Source organism: uncultured Shewanella sp. (genome assembly GCF_947501225.1).
GTDB lineage: Bacteria > Pseudomonadota > Gammaproteobacteria > Enterobacterales > Shewanellaceae > Shewanella.
The window spans coordinates 72,567-90,035 of the sequence record NZ_CANMUW010000011.1 but is presented as its reverse complement, the minus strand read 5'-3'; the positions used below and the strand labels follow the sequence as shown (position 1 = coordinate 90,035).

General features: G+C 50.3%; 13 protein-coding genes. 7 read left to right on the top strand and 6 right to left on the bottom strand.

From position 1 onward, the window contains the following. Positions 1 to 12: 12 nt before the first annotated feature. Both Q1B47_RS15430 and Q1B47_RS15425 read right to left on the bottom strand, forming a co-directional pair. The gene (locus tag Q1B47_RS15430) at positions 13 to 1,395 is read right to left on the bottom strand and encodes a sigma-54 dependent transcriptional regulator (protein ID WP_299795390.1); all 1,383 of its coding nucleotides are present in this window, start codon (positions 1,393 to 1,395) and stop codon (positions 13 to 15) included. Further along, a complete protein-coding gene (locus tag Q1B47_RS15425; protein WP_299795530.1) occupies positions 1,392 to 3,392 on the bottom strand; it encodes an ATP-binding protein in 2,001 nt (666 codons plus the stop codon). The genes Q1B47_RS15430 and Q1B47_RS15425 overlap by 4 nt, the downstream gene beginning before the upstream one ends. 442 nt (positions 3,393 to 3,834) lie before the next feature. Between Q1B47_RS15425 and Q1B47_RS15420 the strand changes: the two genes are divergently transcribed. After that, entirely contained in the window at positions 3,835 to 5,625 is a 1,791-nt protein-coding gene (locus Q1B47_RS15420; RefSeq protein WP_299795388.1) for a flavocytochrome c, read from the top strand. Between the two features lie 324 nt (positions 5,626 to 5,949). Then, entirely contained in the window at positions 5,950 to 6,120 is a 171-nt protein-coding gene (locus Q1B47_RS15415) for a hypothetical protein (protein ID WP_299795386.1), read from the top strand. Between the two features lie 338 nt (positions 6,121 to 6,458). Here Q1B47_RS15415 and Q1B47_RS15410 read toward each other — a convergent pair whose 3' ends face one another. From Q1B47_RS15410 to crp, 4 genes are all read right to left on the bottom strand, one after another. Further along, entirely contained in the window at positions 6,459 to 7,784 is a 1,326-nt protein-coding gene (locus Q1B47_RS15410; protein WP_299795384.1) for an ATP-binding protein, read from the bottom strand. Beyond that, positions 7,781 to 8,455 (bottom strand): response regulator transcription factor, encoded by a 675-nt coding sequence (locus tag Q1B47_RS15405; RefSeq protein ID WP_299795382.1) that lies wholly within the window; start codon positions 8,453 to 8,455, stop codon positions 7,781 to 7,783. Before Q1B47_RS15405 ends, Q1B47_RS15410 begins: the two co-directional genes overlap by 4 nt. Before the next feature lie 47 nt (positions 8,456 to 8,502). Beyond that, entirely contained in the window at positions 8,503 to 8,841 is a 339-nt protein-coding gene (locus Q1B47_RS15400) for a hypothetical protein (protein WP_299795380.1), read from the bottom strand. A gap of 82 nt (positions 8,842 to 8,923) precedes the next feature. After that, positions 8,924 to 9,559, bottom strand: coding sequence for a cAMP-activated global transcriptional regulator CRP (crp, locus tag Q1B47_RS15395; protein WP_012144207.1), 636 nt, complete (start codon positions 9,557 to 9,559; stop codon positions 8,924 to 8,926). A gap of 447 nt (positions 9,560 to 10,006) precedes the next feature. Here crp and Q1B47_RS15390 point away from each other — a divergent pair, with 447 nt between their 5' ends. The 5 genes from Q1B47_RS15390 to Q1B47_RS15370 all read left to right on the top strand — a co-directional run bounded on the left by Q1B47_RS15390 (position 10,007) and on the right by Q1B47_RS15370 (position 17,364). Continuing rightward, positions 10,007 to 10,783: a tetratricopeptide repeat protein gene (locus Q1B47_RS15390; protein WP_299795367.1), complete on the top strand. Its 777-nt coding sequence runs from the start codon at positions 10,007 to 10,009 to the stop codon at positions 10,781 to 10,783. 332 nt (positions 10,784 to 11,115) lie between these two features. Beyond that, positions 11,116 to 11,454, top strand: coding sequence for a hypothetical protein (locus Q1B47_RS15385; protein WP_299795365.1), 339 nt, complete (start codon positions 11,116 to 11,118; stop codon positions 11,452 to 11,454). Positions 11,455 to 11,590: 136 nt separating this feature from the next. Then, positions 11,591 to 12,913 (top strand): TolC family protein, encoded by a 1,323-nt coding sequence (locus tag Q1B47_RS15380; RefSeq protein WP_299795363.1) that lies wholly within the window; start codon positions 11,591 to 11,593, stop codon positions 12,911 to 12,913. Beyond that, the gene (locus Q1B47_RS15375) at positions 12,913 to 14,217 is read left to right on the top strand and encodes an efflux RND transporter periplasmic adaptor subunit (RefSeq protein ID WP_299795361.1); all 1,305 of its coding nucleotides are present in this window, start codon (positions 12,913 to 12,915) and stop codon (positions 14,215 to 14,217) included. Before Q1B47_RS15380 ends, Q1B47_RS15375 begins: the two co-directional genes overlap by 1 nt. A gap of 12 nt (positions 14,218 to 14,229) precedes the next feature. Beyond that, complete coding sequence (locus Q1B47_RS15370; RefSeq protein ID WP_299795359.1) at positions 14,230 to 17,364, top strand: CusA/CzcA family heavy metal efflux RND transporter; 3,135 nt, start codon at positions 14,230 to 14,232, stop codon at positions 17,362 to 17,364. Positions 17,365 to 17,469 lie beyond the last annotated feature (105 nt).

Below are 17,469 nucleotides of genomic sequence, written 5' to 3'. Positions count from 1 at the left end.
TCGATATCACGGCTACTTCTCTTTCGTCATACGTCTGCTCAGCGCACTTTGGCTGATGCCGAGCATCTGAGCGGCTGCAGTTTGGTTATTTGCCGTGCGGCTCATCGCCTCATTGATCAAGGCGTTACTCATTTCGGCCAGGGTGGGCAACTGCTTGGGAAAGATCAAGGCATCTTGTGGTGTCTCAGTGGAGCCTTTCTGCTCGTTAATCGCCTCCATGAAGGGGGAGATATTGAGTTGTACACCATCGCTGCGACTCACCGCATCGAAGACCATCCCTTTGAGTTCATGAAGATTTCCGGGAAAATCATAATCTGCCAGCCGACTCGCCAGACTTCTGGGTTGTTGGGGAGCGTCGAGCCCCATCTCTTCAGATGCCTGAGCGATAAAGTGGTTAATAAGCATGGAAAGATCCATGGGGCGCTTTCGCAGTGGTGGCAGGGTGATCTTGTGGGAGCGTAACCTGTATAGCAGATCGCTGCGAAACTTTCCGGCCTGATTGAGTGCCCGCAGATCGTTTTGAGTCGAAGTGATGATCCGGCAGTTTACCGGGTAGGAGCGATCGCTGCCTATGGGGTAATACTGTTTATGCTCGATAACATCGACAAGCTTGGCCTGGGCCTCCAGCGGAAGATCGCCAACTTCGTTGAGGTAAAGGAGTCCGTTACCGACCTGATGCAACACACCGGCCTGAGCCGAAACCTGACCGTCCTCATGGGTATGGATCTGCCCGAACAGCTGTAGTTCAAATGCATCTGTACTGATGCCGGCGAGGTTGATATTGATAAAAGGGGAATCATGGCAACAGAGTTGATGGCAGGACTTTGCAAACTCACCTTTGCCGGTGCCACTCTCTCCAAGTATGAGAATCGGCTCAGGGCTCAGGGCAACAGCTTCCAGATAACGAAACTGATCCAGCAGGACAGGCTCACAGGTGAGAATGTTATTAAAGGCTTCCGGCTGGTTCAGGGTTCGACTCAGGAAGCTCTCTTTTATTCTCAGGTAGTTTCTCTCTAAACCGACAACTTCGAGGGCTCGTCGCACGGTTCGGGCCAGATCGTCTACATTGTCTGTCTTGATAAAGTAATCGTAGGCGCCATTTTTGATGCAGCGAACCGCGGTGTCTACCTCATTGACCCCGGTCACTATGATGACGCGGGTCTTGGGAAAGTCACACCTGATTATCTCCAGTAGCTCTTCGCCGGAGTGAAATGGCATCGTCAGATCGAGCAGGACCAGGGCGTAATCGGATACCGAGAGACGATTAATGACCTGCCTGCTGTCTACACAGGTATCGACCTGCGCCTCGGGGACGAGCCTGTTGAGTGTGACGGCTAAGGTTCTCAACCAAGAGGCTTCATCATCGACTAACAGAATATTTCGTGCGAGTTTCATCTGGGGTGCTCCATTGAGGTGTCCAATGAGAAGAGAAGTTTGATACAGGTTCCCTTGCCCTGACGGGAAGTTATCTGCATCTCGCCCTTATGTTCTTTGATTATTCTGCTGCACACAGATAATCCAAGTCCGGTGCCGCCACATGAGCGACGAGTCGTAAAGAAGGGCTCGGTGATGCGTTGTAGCGTCGCTCTGTCCATGCCACAACCGTTATCGCAGACAGTCAGGCAGGCCTTCTCATCCACTATGCTGGTTTCGATGGCGATCATGCCAGCTTCAGTCTCTTCACCGTCGTCAGGTGGTGATGCATGGCAGGCATTTTGGATAAGGTTGATCAGTACCTGATGCAGCTGCTGTGCATCCCCTGTGATGAAGGGCTCGGGCTGATGCAGCCGGGGTCTTATCTTAAATATTTTTATCTGATTGGCGGTTAAGCGCAGCGAGACCTGTACCACCTCATTTAGACTTAGCCTCTGGTGTTCGGCGGCTATGTTAGGTAGGGCATAGCGTTTGAGATCATTGACGATGCGGCTTATTCGGGTCGCTCCCTCGTCAATATTGAGGCAGCTATAGTGCAGTTCATACAGGGCGCGCTCAGGATCCAGACCGGCTATAAGCCAGAATGGATTTTGCTTCAGATAGGCATCGGTTGCCGGCTTGAGATCTTTGAGCGCATCGTTTAGGAAGGCGACCGAGTGGATGATAATCCCTGTTGGGTTATTAATTTCATGGGCTACGCCAGCCGAGAGTTCTCCTAATGAGGCCAGACGGCTGGCTTCATCATTGGCCTGTCTTAACTGATGTCGCTCAGTGGCTTCCTCAAGCAGAATAACGGCCTGATCTTCCCCTATGGGGTGGATCTGAAGCTGCCAGAACTGATCATGAAAGCTCATATCTTCGATAAGCGAGCGCTGGTTGTCCAGTACCTGCAGCAGGGTGACCTTGAGTTCGAAGGGCTCGCCATCGATAAAGTGAAAATCAGGGTTTTCCAGCAGATCATTGTTGTTGTCGTTACTCCATAAACTGTCACACTCCCGGTTAAATAGCGTGACACCATGGGGGATCCCATCCAATACAGATTGAAACTGCTTGGACAGGTTGGATATTTGATGCTCTGCCTTGCGACGCTGGGCCAACTCCAGGTTAAGCGAACGGGTTCGCTTGCGTAAGCTTCGGCTGATATAGCCGGTGAATAGCATACCCAGCGCCGAGATGATGCTCACCGTGATAGCCAGCCATAACATCTTCTGCTGGGTGGAGGTGAGATCGACCTTCTCCCGGCCCGTACCAAACCATTTATTGACCAGTCGGTCATACTCACCTGAGAGTTTTAGCTGTCTGAGGGCGTCGTTAATCAGGCCCATCAGAGGAGCGTTAACCTTATTACTCACAAAGTTGAAGGCACCATATATCAGGGGATCACTGGAGCTCCTGATAGAGGGATAGAGAGGCATCAGACGTCTGGCTACAAAATTTTCGGCCAGCACAATATCGACCTCCCCCTTGATCAGCAGCTGAAAGCCTGTCTCGTAGAGATCAACATCGACGCGTTCGAACTCCTGTGGCTGTCCGGTTATATAGACATCCACGAAGGCGCCTTTCTTGATGGCAACCCGTTTCCCGGCAAGGTCCTGCCAGCCGTTGATAAAGGACTTGCCCTGCAGCGTGTACGCCTTGGCGTGAGTGGCGTAGATAGGATCAGACTGACTCAGTTTTCTGTCTATGGTGACCGGGCTGACAACAGCGATGACATCGATAGGGCAGTCTGGATCATGAACATCGGTCAGTAGCTGCTGAAATGTTTTCCGTCTGACAACGATTCTCTTATCTATGAGTTGTCCGATTCGGCTCATCAGCTCCAGGTTGAACCCCTGGTCGACACCATTATTACGCCACTCCAGCGGAGCCGTTTTGGAGTGAACGCCAAAGACGATACTCTTATGTGATAAGTCTTGTGCCTGTGCGGCCTGAGATGGTGCATGGAAACATAGCACCATGACTAATATAAAAAGATATTTCATGGCAGAATTTTAACATGCCCGATAACTGATGAACTGTGGTGATGGGCGCAATTACTACATTTGACGCAACATATCAGCTCAGATTATGAGCTCAATCAGGTGGAGCTGGCATGATACGGAGGTTTTGTGATCCATTCATCTATGGCCTATGCAAAACTGCATAACGACCTATTTAATTATGCATCTTTGCATGAGCATCTTTTTCAGCTGTGAAGCTCGCTTGATTTTCATCTCCTGCTTTTTTTTTAATATTGAGCTCCTCTTTGACATGGCTCAAACTTTATTTGAAACAGAAAGCTGAGAGCATCCTATAGTTATGGGGTCAGAAAACTTAGCTAACAATACCAGAGATGAGCTTGTTAATGGCGCAACGATATTTTCCAAATATTTTTGAACTGTTAAAAAGTTAGGAGACGTGATGAAAAACTTTAAAAAAGCGATATGCCTAGCCACCTTGCTTGGTTCTGCAGGAATGGTTGCCAATGCAACTGCCGCAGATAACCTTGCAGACTTCCATGCTGAAAACCAAGAGTGTGACAGCTGTCATACCGCAGACGGTGAACTATCTAACGATAGCCTTACCTATGAAAATGAGCAGTGTGTTTCTTGCCACGGTACAATGGAAGAGGTAGCTGAAGAGACTAAACATGAGCATTACAACGCTCACGACTCTCACTTCCCTGGTGACGTTGCTTGTACCTCTTGTCACAGCGCTCACGAAAAATCTATGGTCTATTGTGATTCCTGCCATAGCTTCGATTTCGATATGCCATATGCAGGTAAGTGGGAGCGCCACGAGCCAAGCATCGCCGAGCTTGCTAAAGATAAGTCTGAGCGTGAAGCGGCACTGGCCAGCGCACCTAAAGACACTGTCGATGTTGTTGTCGTAGGTTCAGGCGGAGCTGGTTTCTCTGCATCTGTAGCTGCCCACGATAAGGGCGCCAAAGTAATTCTTATCGAGAAAGAGCCTGTTATCGGTGGTAATGCGAAACTTGCAGCCGGTGGTATGAATGCTGCCTGGACCGATCAACAAAAAGCTAAGGGCATCGAAGATAGCCTTGAGCTGATGACAAAAGACACCATGAAGGGGGGACGTAACATCAACGACCCTGCACTGGTCGATGTGCTGGTTTCTCACTCAAAAGGCTCTGTCGACTGGATGACAGCCATGGGTGCTGACCTGAGCGATGTAGGCCGTATGGGTGGCGCATCGGTTAACCGTACTCACCGTCCAACCGGTGGTGCAGGTGTGGGTGCACACGTTATTCAGGTGCTTTATGATAACGCGGTTAAACGCGAAATCGATATGCGCATGAACACCCGTGGTATCGAGATCCTTAAAGATGATTCAGGTAACGTTAAAGGCCTGCTGGTTAAGGGGATGTACAAAGGTTACTACTGGATTAAGGCCGACGCTGTGATTCTGGCTACCGGTGGTTTCGCTAAGAACAATGATCGTGTTGCTAAGCTGGATCCTAAGCTGAAAGGTTTCGTATCGACTAACCAGCCTGGTGCAACCGGTGATGGTATCGACGTAGCCGGTAATGCCGGTGCAGCAATGAAAGACCTTGAGTACATCCAGGCTCACCCAACGCTTTCTGTGAAAGGTGGCGTTATGGTTACTGAAGCCGTACGTGGTAACGGTGCTATCCTGGTTAACCGCGAAGGTAAGCGTTTCGTCAACGAGATCACCACTCGTGATAAGGCTGCCGCTGCGATTCTGCAACAAACAGGTAAATCTGCTTTCTTGATCTTCGATGACTCTGTACGTAAGTCTCTGAAGAAGATCGATAAGTACATCGGCCTGGGTGTCGCTCCTACTGCCGATACTCTGGTTAAGTTAGGTAAGATGGAAAACATCGATGGTAAGGCACTGAAAGAAACAGTTGCTCGTTATAACACCTTCGTGACAAGTGGTAAGGATGCCGACTTTGCTCGTCCTAACCTGCCTCGTGCCATCAATGAAGGTAACTACTACGCTATCGAAGTGACTCCTGGTGTTCACCACACTATGGGCGGCGTGATGATCGACTCTAAAGCAGAGATCATGAATGCTAAGAAGCAGGTTATACCTGGCCTATATGGTGCCGGTGAAGTGACCGGTGGTGTTCATGGTGCTAACCGCTTAGGTGGTAACGCTATCTCTGATATCATCACCTTCGGCAGACTGGCCGGTGAAGAAGCGGCTGCATACTCTAAGAAGAAGTAATCTTCTGGAAATAGTCTTCTGAAAGCGCTCTATGAGTGAGTATGGTTAGAAGCGGGTAACGCTCTCCGGTTTATCCGCTTCAGTAAGCCTCTGAACAAAAGCCACAGACTCCGTGCTGTGGCTTTTTTGTGTCTGGCATTCTTGTAATGGAAAGTTATGTCTGTCTTTTTCAAGAAGGGGCCATGGGCCAATGATGCTCCCGGCATCAATTTGGCATTCCCCACGTCCCTGTGGGTCAAGGCATAAAACAGACGTTGTGTCTGGCCACAAATGTTCCCAACATTTGTTGGCATTCCCGCCATCTGACCCATATGGATATGGGAAATGTCTAAGAGTGTAGGGAACGCTTTAGACCCTGGCAGTCAGAACACTTATGTCTGTTTGCCATGGGCCAATGATGCTCCCGGCATCAATTTGGCATTCCCGCCTCTGACCCATATTCCTATGGGGCAGGGGAGGAGATGTCTTCGAAGTGGTGCCCGCTCATCGGGTTAGCAGATATGTGGCTGAGGGCTATTATATCGCTGAGGGCTCCTATCCGGCTGATAGGGAAGTATTTATGAGTAAACTGGTACAGAGTGAGTCGTGTGATTTGGTGTCTTCTGAGGAGGCTGTAGCTTCTTAATAACTGACGATATAAGCGGAATTGAAGTATCAATCTATCTCAGGGCTGGACACACTTGGGACTGAATCATAGTTTAGGGATTAAAATCTCAAACGAAGTATATAAAAAAGCCAGCTGGGAGTAGCAACTGGCTTAATAACAACTTTAGTCTGTTCTGGGGTTACTCAACGGGCCCGTTTAGGGCGCTTAAAGTCTGTGGGCGAGTTAGTTAAAAGGTTAAGCTCACCTTCAATCCACCTAAGTGTTCGCTATGGGTAAATTGCAACTCTATCTCATACTGTTCGGCAATATCTTTGACGATAGAGAGTCCCAGGCCATGACCCATGGTCGCCTCGTCTAAACGCTTACCGCGGCTGGTCAATAAGGCCAGCTCTTCATTGGCGACACCGGGTCCGTCGTCCTCTATGGTAAGGCTTATCTTATCACCCTCAATAGTGGCGCCGATCTCTACCTTAGCGTTGGCCCACTTGTGAGCGTTGTCGAGCAGATTGCCAATCAGCTCCATACCATCCTCCCTGTGAACGGGAAGCCTTGGCAGTTGTTCAGGAATGTCTATGCTGCACTGTATCTGCTTGTGAAAGTGTACCTTACCTAAGGTCTGGCAGAGGTCATCTAAGTCTTTTGGCAGCTGCATCTGTGCTGCGGGTAACATATCGCCCGTGATGCGGGCGGCTGCAAGTTTTCTCTCTATCATCTTATGAATCAGATCTAACTGCTTCTGCAGCGCAATTGCCGCGTCAGGATCTTTCAGCCCTAAGGCTTCAACCTGTTGCTGCATCACCGCCAGAGGTGTCTTGAGTCCATGACTCAGGTTTCCAATGTTATTACGGCTTCTTTCCAGCTGTTTGCTTGAGTATCGCAGCAGCTCATTATAGGTCTCGGCCAGCCCCTGCAGTTCGGGGGGGATCTTATCGACCTCTAATGAGTTGATCTCACCCTCCCTCAGCTTTGAGAGTGCTTTCTGCATATGGGTAATAGGTTTAAATGATTGTCTTAAGACCAGAAAAATACCGGCGATCATGGTTAACAGCATCGCCAGGTTTACCCCGAGTTTTGTGCCGTAAACCTGAGAGAAAATTTTACGTCCGATACTCAGATCCTGAGCCACGGTCAAGGTCGCATCTACATTCAGGGAGTCTGAGCTGAGACCGAGCGAGAGAAGTTGAATATCGTGATTCTGAGGCCCCTTAGTCTGCCATACCCGGCTCTCTCCCCCCTTTAAGAGTTCGATATCGAGTTTCTGATCCCAAAGGGAGCGTGAGCGGATCTCATGATCCGGCAGGTTGAGCTGATAGTAACGTCCGGAAAACACAGGCTTATAGAATCCGGAGAGCTGGCTCTGGTCAATGGTTAACTCATCGCCGTGTAGCTGAGTGGCAAGCATGACCTGCTCTAAGTCTTCCTGTAATCTGGCTATGATCGAGTCGTGAAACGCCTGTCTCAGCATAGACTCGAAGAAGATAATGGCAACGGCCGTCGACAGGATGACTAAGCCCGTGAGCCAGAGGCTGAGCTTAGTTCTTATCGAGATCATTGTTTGATGCCGTGGAAAATGTATCCCTGGCCACGACGGGTTTCGATGGCTGTCTTACCTAGCTTCTTGCGCAGATGGGTGACATAGACCTCTACCACATTGCTCTCCTTCTCATCATCGAACTGGTAAAGTTTGTCCGTGAGCTGTGACTTTGAGAGCAGTTTTTCCGGTGACATCAGAAATATCTTGAGTAGCCTGAACTCCATCGCGGTCAGCTCAAATGATTGGGAGCCGACCATGACTGATTGCTGGTTTTCATCGAGAGTGACGCCTGAAAAACTGAGCTCTTTCGTTGGTGAACTCGCCTTGCCGTGGGCGCGCTGTATGAGCGCATGTATTCTCGCCAGGAGCTCCTGAGTGTGGAACGGCTTGCCCAGGTAATCATCTGCGCCGGCATTGAATCCTTCGACCTTCTCATGCCACTGGCTGCGCGCAGTCAGCATGATGACAGGTGTATTAACCCCTTGATTACGCCAGCTTTCGAGTAGTTCCAGCCCATTTCCGTCGGGTAAACCGATATCGAGAATCACGCAATCGTAATTGGTCTCTTTCAATAGGTAGTCGGCTTCGGCCGCTTTATCTGTTACGTCTGTTACGTACCCGGCCTGCTTTAGCTGTTTTTCGAGTTCTTCAACGAGTAGTGTATTGTCTTCAACGAGCAGTAGTTTCATATTAACCTGTCATCAAATGGTGTCATCGACTCAAGTGGCAGGCTGAACTATTTCTCAAAAGCTCTGCAGTCACTGGGTAATGATCTATAGGGATCGGGCTGTCCGGTGCTAGCGTCCAGGCTCAGATCTATAATTTGGCCATGTTGTGCCTTAATTTGCAAATCATAACGCCATTTACCATCTTCACGATAGAGGTGTGCATCGATAAGTTTGCCGTAACAGAAATGTTTTATTCTGGAGAGAGTGACATCGAGGGACAAGATCTTTCCTGAGCTAACTAATTGTTTAGCCTCGTAATGCTCGAGTTCTATCAGGTTGGTTGTGTGACCTTTCATCGACATTAAGGTCGCAAGAGCGAATAAGCTAACACACAGTGCCCTTGTCATTAATATTATCTCCAAAAAAAATGGCCTGAGATCATCTCAGGCCACTTTATCGAAGCTGTCTTAAATCTAACTTAATGTTAGCTTAGCGTGTGCCGTAAACTACGATTGTTTTACCGTGAGCTTGAATCAGGCTTTGCTCTTCAAGCATCTTAAGGATACGTCCCACTGTCTCACGTGAACAGCCAACGATTTGACCAATCTCTTGACGAGTGATCTTGATCTGCATGCCATCCGGGTGAGTCATCGCATCCGGCTGCTTAGCCAAATGCAGTAATGTTTGAGCGATTCTTCCTGCGACATCCAGGAATGCAAGATCACCAACTTTCTGGCTGGTGCTATGCAGGCGATAAGCCATCTGCGAAGAAAGCTTCATCAAGATTTCAGGGTTAACCTGAATGAGCTGCTTAAATTTCTTGTAAGATATCTCTGCAATTTCACAAGGTTGCTTAGCACGAACCCAAGCTGTACGTTCGGCTTGCTCTTCAAACAGGCCAAGTTCCCCGATGAAGTCGCCTTGATTAAGGTAAGAGAGGATCATCTCTTTGCCTTCTTCGTCTTTGATCAAAACAGCGACAGAACCTTTAACGATGTAATAAAGCGTATCTGATTCTTCACCAGCGTGGATCAAAGTGCTTTTGGCTGGATACTTGTGAATGTGACAGTGTGATAAAAACCATTCCAAAGTAGGATCCGGTTTAGGCTTACCAATCAGAGCCATGCCTATGTTCCTCGACAGTTTAATTTAAATACAAGAATATGCTAAATAAGCAGTTTACGTCAATTATGTCACCAAAACCTAGATGAATGTCTAAGTTTAGAGAGAATGAATATTCGTAACAGACTATCTATATTGATGTTTATTTTGATACATTAGTGATATAAGTCAACTAATACCGTATAAATATGCACTGATTGGTTTAACAATGCAGACTCAATCACATCTTATCCCCCTTTCATGCTGAACTTGTTCAATATTTATTTGTCTTAAACTGATCATGAAATACTGTTTTTCTCGACTTTGACTGTTAAATCTGGCTAACTCAGGGGAAACAAGGGGTTTGTACAAAATTTTTACTGTGCTATTTTCTCTGTTCCGGTTTTGTTTTATCTACATCAGATATCCGCTTCAGACTGGCCCAAATGTTGATTTCAATTAGGAGTTGTTTTGAAATATCATCCGTTATTTGTTGGCGTTGGTTTTGTTTTTTTACTCTTAACGAGTACTACAGCTAATGCGTTTTCAATTCCTCAACCTGTAGCGGAAGTTGCCGCGAGTAAACTCGCTCATATTCAATTAAAGGCCGCTCAAGGAGAGAAAGAGGCACAGTTTCTTCTTGGGCTCATGTATCTGTCAGGTCGTTTTGTCGAACAAGATCAACAACAGGGGCTCGATTGGGTATCTCTCGCTGCCGAACAGGGACACCCTAAGGCGCAACAAACCTTGGCCGATCTCTCCTTCGAAGGCAATATCATCGAGCGTGACCTTACCGTTGCCGAGCGTTGGTATCTCTCCTTAAGCGAGCAGGGGAGCAAGTGGGCGCAATTCAGGCTGGGCTTTATCTATGCCGCCGGCGGGAATGGAGTGGAGCGTAATTGTGGTAAAGCGGTCGATCGTTTCAGTTCGGTCGGCGATGAAGTTTCGCTGGGTAATGTTGCCTGGATCCTATCGACCTGTCCTGAAGAGGAGTACCGAAATGGAGATAAGGCACTACAGCTGGCTCGCACCCTGGTCGAGGCGGATCGGGAAAATCCAACCAATCTGGATAATCTGGCAGCAGCCTACGCTGAAATCGGTGACTACAATGCGGCAATCAGCACCCAGCTTAAAGCGATCGATGCATTGAAACATAGCGAAGAGGCCCATAGAGCCGGTGAGTTTGAGCAGCGCCTTCAGACCTATCAGCAGAATAAACCGTTTCGTGAAGTCGTACCTTTGATGTAACTATATAGGCTTAACCTTTAGGTCATCTGGAGAGGTGGCCCTATTCATCTCTATTGAAATTTAATCAAATACCTTAGTGCATGTCACGAAATCCCTATTTGTCCGTGTAAATAGATATCTTGTCTCTGGATCTTAAAAATTGACTCTGGTCTAATAGCCAGTGTTTTTTACAGGGTCAGGTTGATAGGCCCCACTCTTAACTGCGAGTTGCAGTTTTTAACCTTAATAGCCAAAGGCTATTCTGACTTGGGAATGGTTGTTTGTTTAACATGAAAGCTTCAACACAGGTTTTACAATCTAAGTTGACACTGGTTCTATTGCTGGTGGTTTTCGTGTCTCAGTTATTTCCGACCTGTGTAGCATCGGATATCCACACCAACGAGCTAACCTCACAAGAGCTCTCGCAAGCACTCTCGCAAATCCAAGCCACTCCCTCGGGTGAAGAGCAGGAGTCTTGCTGTCATGCGCCGACCTGCACTTGTGTTCATACCAGAGCGGGCAGTGAGCAAGATGAACACGATGAACACGATGATGATTTTCATACCTCCTGTCATCCGCCCGTAGAGCTGCAGTTTGCCTGTGATCGCGACCGGGTCGAAGGTAAAAGCCTGTTTCTTATCAGCTATCAAGATAGAAGTTACGCACCGCCAATCCCCCCTCCATATAGTTAACTCCGCGTTATTTAAATAATTTTTCTTAATTAAATCTGCCTGAACACCTGATATTGGGTGCGGATTCCTGTGTCTGATCTTGATTAGATGCCATTCGCATCGCCGTGTGTTCCGGCGAAAACCGGAGTTTATTCTCGTGAAGAGATCTCAAGCGAACACACTTGTGACCTGCCAACGTGCACTGGTCACCGTGAGTCTGTGTGTGCTTGCATTATTTGCAGGCAAAAGTTCAGCTCAGACAGAGCCGGGCGAAATTACTCTACCTTGGGTACTGGAAAAAACCTTGTTGAACAATGTTCAGCTGCAAGCTTTTCCCTATGAATTAAGAGTCAGTGAAGCCTTGACCCTGCAAGCCGGGGTCAAGCCCAATCCCGAATTTTCCGTCGAAGTTGAAAATCTGCTCGGCACGGGAGATATGCAGGGGGTGGATAACGTCGAGGTGACTCTGGGGTTGAGTCAGCTTATCGAATTGGGTGATAAGCGTCAGCGGCGTATCGATGTCGCTCAAGCTTCAGAGCGTCAGAAACTGGGGGAGTATGAGCTTCTGCGCCTGGATATTTTGGCTCAGGCCACCGGACGATACTATCAACTACTCAGGTTGCAGGCGCTACAGGATTGGAGCGAGCGACGGATCCTGGTCGAACGCGAAGCCCTGAAGGCTATCGAATCCCGTGCCAGAGCCGGAGCCGTTATCGAGGCCGATGTCACTAAGATGGCACTGCGCCTGTCACACTCAAAAGCGGTTAAAGAGAGGCTCGATGGCGAGACGGCTCTGGCACGGCTGCGCTTAGCCGCCATCTGGTCCGGTGAGCCGCACTTTCAACGTGCGGCGGGTGAGCTCAAGCCACTGACCAGGCTACCGGCGGCAGCCAGTGTACTCAACGCTATCGAAAGGGCACCGCAGTATCTGCAGCTGTTAAGTACAGGACGTTTGATGTATGCCAAACGTCGCATGGAGGAGGCTAAGGCGCAACACGATGTGACATTGGGTCTGGGAGTCAGAAGTTATGACGGCTTCGATGATGGTGCCCTGATGTTCAATTTCTCTATGCCTATCCCACTCTCAAACCCTAACCAGGGCAACATACTGGCCGCTAAAGCCAATGAGGCGATGGCGATGGAGCAGCAAAAACTAGCCCGTAGTCAGCTGAGACTTTCACTGCTGGAGATCCATCAGGCCATGGTAAACAACGTCGGACAGGCAAGGCTGATCGAACAGCAGATCTTGCCTCTGGCCCGGCGTCTGCTCAAAGATACTCAAGCTGCCTACCAAACCGGGCAGACTAATGTGCTGCAGCTTGCCGATGCCCAGTCGGAACTCTTTAGCGTGGAGCGTGACCTTATCGAAGCCGAGGCGGCAGTCTACCGGCAGAAGCTCGAGCTCGAGCGTATAACCGGACAATCCATGAGCACTAACCCATTCAATGCCATGCCAGCTGCGGCACAGGAGAACAGATAATGAACGTTAAAATGAATCAGCTTTCATCAGCATTGATGGCCGCGGCCATCACCCTGTCGGCTTTTTCTATTCCGACTCTGCTGCCAGCGGGTCAAGTATGGGCCGGTGGCAACCACGGTCATGGGCATGGGCATGAGGAGCAGGAGGAGCACGTTCCCGAAGGACCACACGGTGGCCGGCTGTTGCACAGTGGCGAGTTTGAACTGGAGATCACTATGGTCGAGTCCGGGATCCCGCCGGAGATGCGTGTGTATGCCTACCTTAAGGGCGAGCCGGTGGAGCCGGGCAGGGTTAATCTCGAGCTCCTGCTTAATCGTCTTGGCGGAAAAACTGACAGAGTCAGCTTTACCATTGAGGAGGATTATCTGGTGAGTGAACAGAGCGTCGCCGAGCCACACTCATTTGAGGTGGAGGTGCATGCCGGTTTTGAGGGGGAGGAGTTCGATTGGCACTACGATAACTTTATGGGCCGTACCGAGATCAACGACCGGTTGCTGAAGCTCTCTGGGGTTCAGACGCAGCTTGCGGAGGCTAAGCAGCTCACCTTCGTCGATACCCTGTTCGGTATCATCGCCCCTATTGCCGATAATCAGTTCAGTGTGAATGCACCCTATGCCGGTGTCATCGAGCAACTTCATGTCAGCATAGGTGATAGCGTACAGAAGGGGCAGGTTATCGCTACCGTGCGTAACTCAAGCACACTGCAGAGCTATCAGGTCAAGAGTCCGGCCGGTGGTCAGGTCACCGAGCAGTTATTGAGTCTGGGGGACAATACATTAAATCGTGCCCTTGTACGTATCAGCGACCTATCGCGTGTCTGGATCGATCTTTCAGCCTTTCCTGACAGCATAGCCAAGCTGTCGCTGGGTCAACCGGTGACGATAGGAGATGCTCACAAAGACAAGGTGCATCAGGGCAAAGAGGTCAGCCCCCCGGCTAGTAGTACCATCAGCTATATCGCCCCAATCATGACAGGTGGCCATATCGCCCGCGTCCGCGCAGTGATCGATAATGATCATGGACACTGGCGTCCGGGCATGCATATACAGGCCGATATTGAGACCCGTACCAAACAGGTACCGCTTGCAGTACGCGTCGATTCACTTCAAACCTTTATGGAAAAACCTGCTGTATTTATAAAGCATGGAAATACCTTCGAGGTGCGTATGCTGACACTCGGTGAGAGTGACGGCGTATATGTAGAAGTTTTGGCGGGACTGGATAGTAACGTGGAATATGTCACCGAAAACAGCTATCTGCTTAAGGCGGATATCATGAAAAATGCCGCTAAGCACGTACACTAGGAGAGGATTAACATGGATACAATCATCTCCTTTGCGCTAAAGAGACGGTTACTGGTGCTCGCCATGACCTTGCTCATTGCACTGTTGGGCGTATACAACACCCTGAAGTTGCCAATCGATGCCGTGCCGGATATCACCAATGTGCAGGTACAGATAAATACGGCGATTGCTGGCTACTCTCCACTCGAGTCTGAACAGCGACTGACCTATGTCATCGAGAATGCGATGGCGGGGATCCCTAATCTGGACCATACGCGCTCGATCTCGCGTTACGGCCTGTCTCAGGTGACGGTGATCTTCGATGAGGGTACAGATATCTACTGGGCCAGACAGCAGATAGCCGAACGGCTTCAGGGCGTCTCCGGGGAGTTACCCGTGGAAGCCGAGCCAGCTCTGGGGCCTGTGAGCAGTGGCCTGGGTGAGATCTTCACCTACTCTATTCGCGCGCAAGATGGCGCCTTGAAAGAGGATGGCACTCCCTATAATGCCGAAGATCTGCGTACCATCCAGGATTGGATCATTCGTCCGCAGCTGGTCAAGGTTCCCGGCGTCACCGAGATCAACAGCCTGGGTGGCTTCGAGCGGGAATATCAGGTGGCACCGGATCCCGGCAAGTTACTGGCATTTAAGGTTACCGTCGATGATGTGATCTCGGCGTTGGAGCGTAACAACCGTAATATCGGTGCCGGCTACATAGAGAGGAGTGGCGAGCAGTGGCTGGTGCGTTCACCGGGGCAGCTGAAGAACCTCGATGAGATCCGCCGGGTCGTGGTGACTAAGCGGGATGATGCACCTGTTCGTATCGGCGATGTCGCCGAGGTGTTTTACGGTAAGCAACTCAGAACCGGCGCCGCCACCCAGGATGGTGAAGAGACTGTGTTGGGTACCGCCTTCATGTTGATGGGGGAGAACAGCCGCGTGGTCGCCAAGGAGGTCGGCGACAGACTGGAACTGGTTAATGCCAGTCTGCCAGAGGGGATTGTGGCCGAGGCTGTGTATGACAGAACCGGCTTAGTCGATAAGGCGATAGCTACGGTGCAGAAGAACCTGTTCGAAGGTGCCGTACTGGTCATAGTTGTACTGTTTGCCCTGTTGGGGAACTTTCGCGCCGCGCTGATCGCCGCCCTGGTGATCCCGCTCAGTATGCTGTTTGCCATCACAGGTATGACAACGAACCGGGTATCGGGCAACCTGATGAGCCTGGGTGCCATCGACTTTGGCATTATCGTCGATGGTGCGGTGATCATCGTCGAGAACGCCCTTCGCCGCTTAGGGATGGCTCAGCATCAGTTCGGCCGTCTGCTCACACTCGAGGAGCGTCTGAAGGTGGTATTTGAGTCGACCAAAGAGGTGTTCCGTCCGGCGGTGTTTGGTGTGTTGATCATCATGTTGGTCTATCTGCCTATTTTCGCTCTCAGTGGCGTCGAAGGTAAGATGTTCCACCCTATGGCCTTCACCGTAGTTGCGGCCCTTATCGGTGCACTCATATTCTCGGTCACCTTCGTTCCTGCCGCCATTGCGCTGTTTGTTAAGGGTAAGGTCAATGAGAAGGAGAACTGGCTGATGGCCAGAGCACGTGGCGTCTATGAACCTGTGCTATTTTTCTCGCTGAAGCGCCCCGCCGTCATAGTGCTCATCGCTATCGCCTTGATGGCGCTCACACTGTATCAAGCGAGTCGTTTAGGCTCTGAATTTCTGCCTAAGCTGGATGAGGGCGACATCGCGATGCATGCCATGCGCATAACCGGAACCGGCCTGGAGCAGTCGACCGAGATGCAGAAGAAGCTCGAACTGGTTATCGGTGAGCTTGATGAAGTTGAGCGTGTGTTTTCGAGGATAGGTACCCCTGAGGTGGCGACCGATCCTATGCCGCCGAGTGTTGCCGACACCATCTTGATCATCAAGCCACGGGATCAGTGGGCCGATCCGGATAAGACTAAGGAGGAGTTTATCGATGAGCTGAGAGAGCATGTCGAGCAGGTACCCGGTAACAACTACGAGTTTACCCAGCCTATCGAGATGCGCTTCAATGAGTTGATTGCCGGTGTTCGTGCCGATGTGGCACTGCGAATATATGGTGACGATCTCGATACTCTCAAAGCCGCCGGTGATCGCGCCGAGGTCTTGTTCCATCAACTCGATGGGGCTAAGGATATCCGGGTCGAGCAGATGTCTGGTTTGCCGACACTATCGGTCGAGCCTAATCGCGACCATTTAGCCCTGCTGGGGCTGACCATAGTCGATGTGCAACAGGCGTTACAGGCTGCGGTTTCAGGTGTGCCCGTCGGCCTTATCTATGAGGGCGATCGCCGTTTCAGGCTGGTGGTTCGCATGCAGCGGGATATCAGTCAGGATCTGAGGGCGCTTAAGCGTTTGCCGATCCCCTTACCGGCGGAGCTTAACCCGGATCTCAGTTATGTGCCCCTTGGTGAGGTTGCCGATATTCAATTTAAGGTGGGGCCAAATCAGATCAATCGCCAAAGCGGTAAACGACATGTGGTGGTGACGGCTAACGTCGAGGGGAGGGATCTGGGCTCATTCATCAAGGAGACCAAGTCGCTGATGGAGAGGGATCTTAACCTGCCCAGTGGTTACTGGAGTGAATATGGGGGAACTTTTGAGCAGTTAGAGTCGGCATCGAACCGCTTGATGATCATAGTGCCGCTCACTCTGCTGCTGATCTTCGGCCTCCTGTACAGCGCTTTCGGCTCAATCAGGGATTCGTTGATCATCTTCAGCGGTGTACCGCTGGCACTGACCGGTGGCGTGCTGGCTTTGGTGCTCAGAGATATGCCCCTGTCCATCTCGGCGGCGGTTGGATTCATCGCCCTCTCGGGTATTGCCGTACTCAACGGTGTGGTAATGCTGAGCTTCATCAAGGAGTTGAGGCAGCAGGGAGGCGAGTTACTCGAGGCGATCAAGCAGGGTGCAAGCCAGCGACTGCGCCCGGTGTTGATGACTGCGCTGGTGGCGAGTCTCGGCTTTATTCCTATGGCACTGAATGTCGGCACCGGTGCCGAGGTGCAGCGACCGCTGGCTACCGTCGTGATTGGCGGCATCGTCTCCTCGACCCTGTTGACTCTGGTTATCCTGCCGGTGCTATATCTGCTGGTGTACCGTTTTAGTGGTAAGAGGGAGGTGAGCTAGTCCGGATTATGGTTTCGATAGCGGGAGCCAGTCTCCCGCTAATATCTTATCTTCTTAGTTTTAAGTTTTAAGTTTTAAGTTGAGAGTTGCGAGGTTTGAGATTCT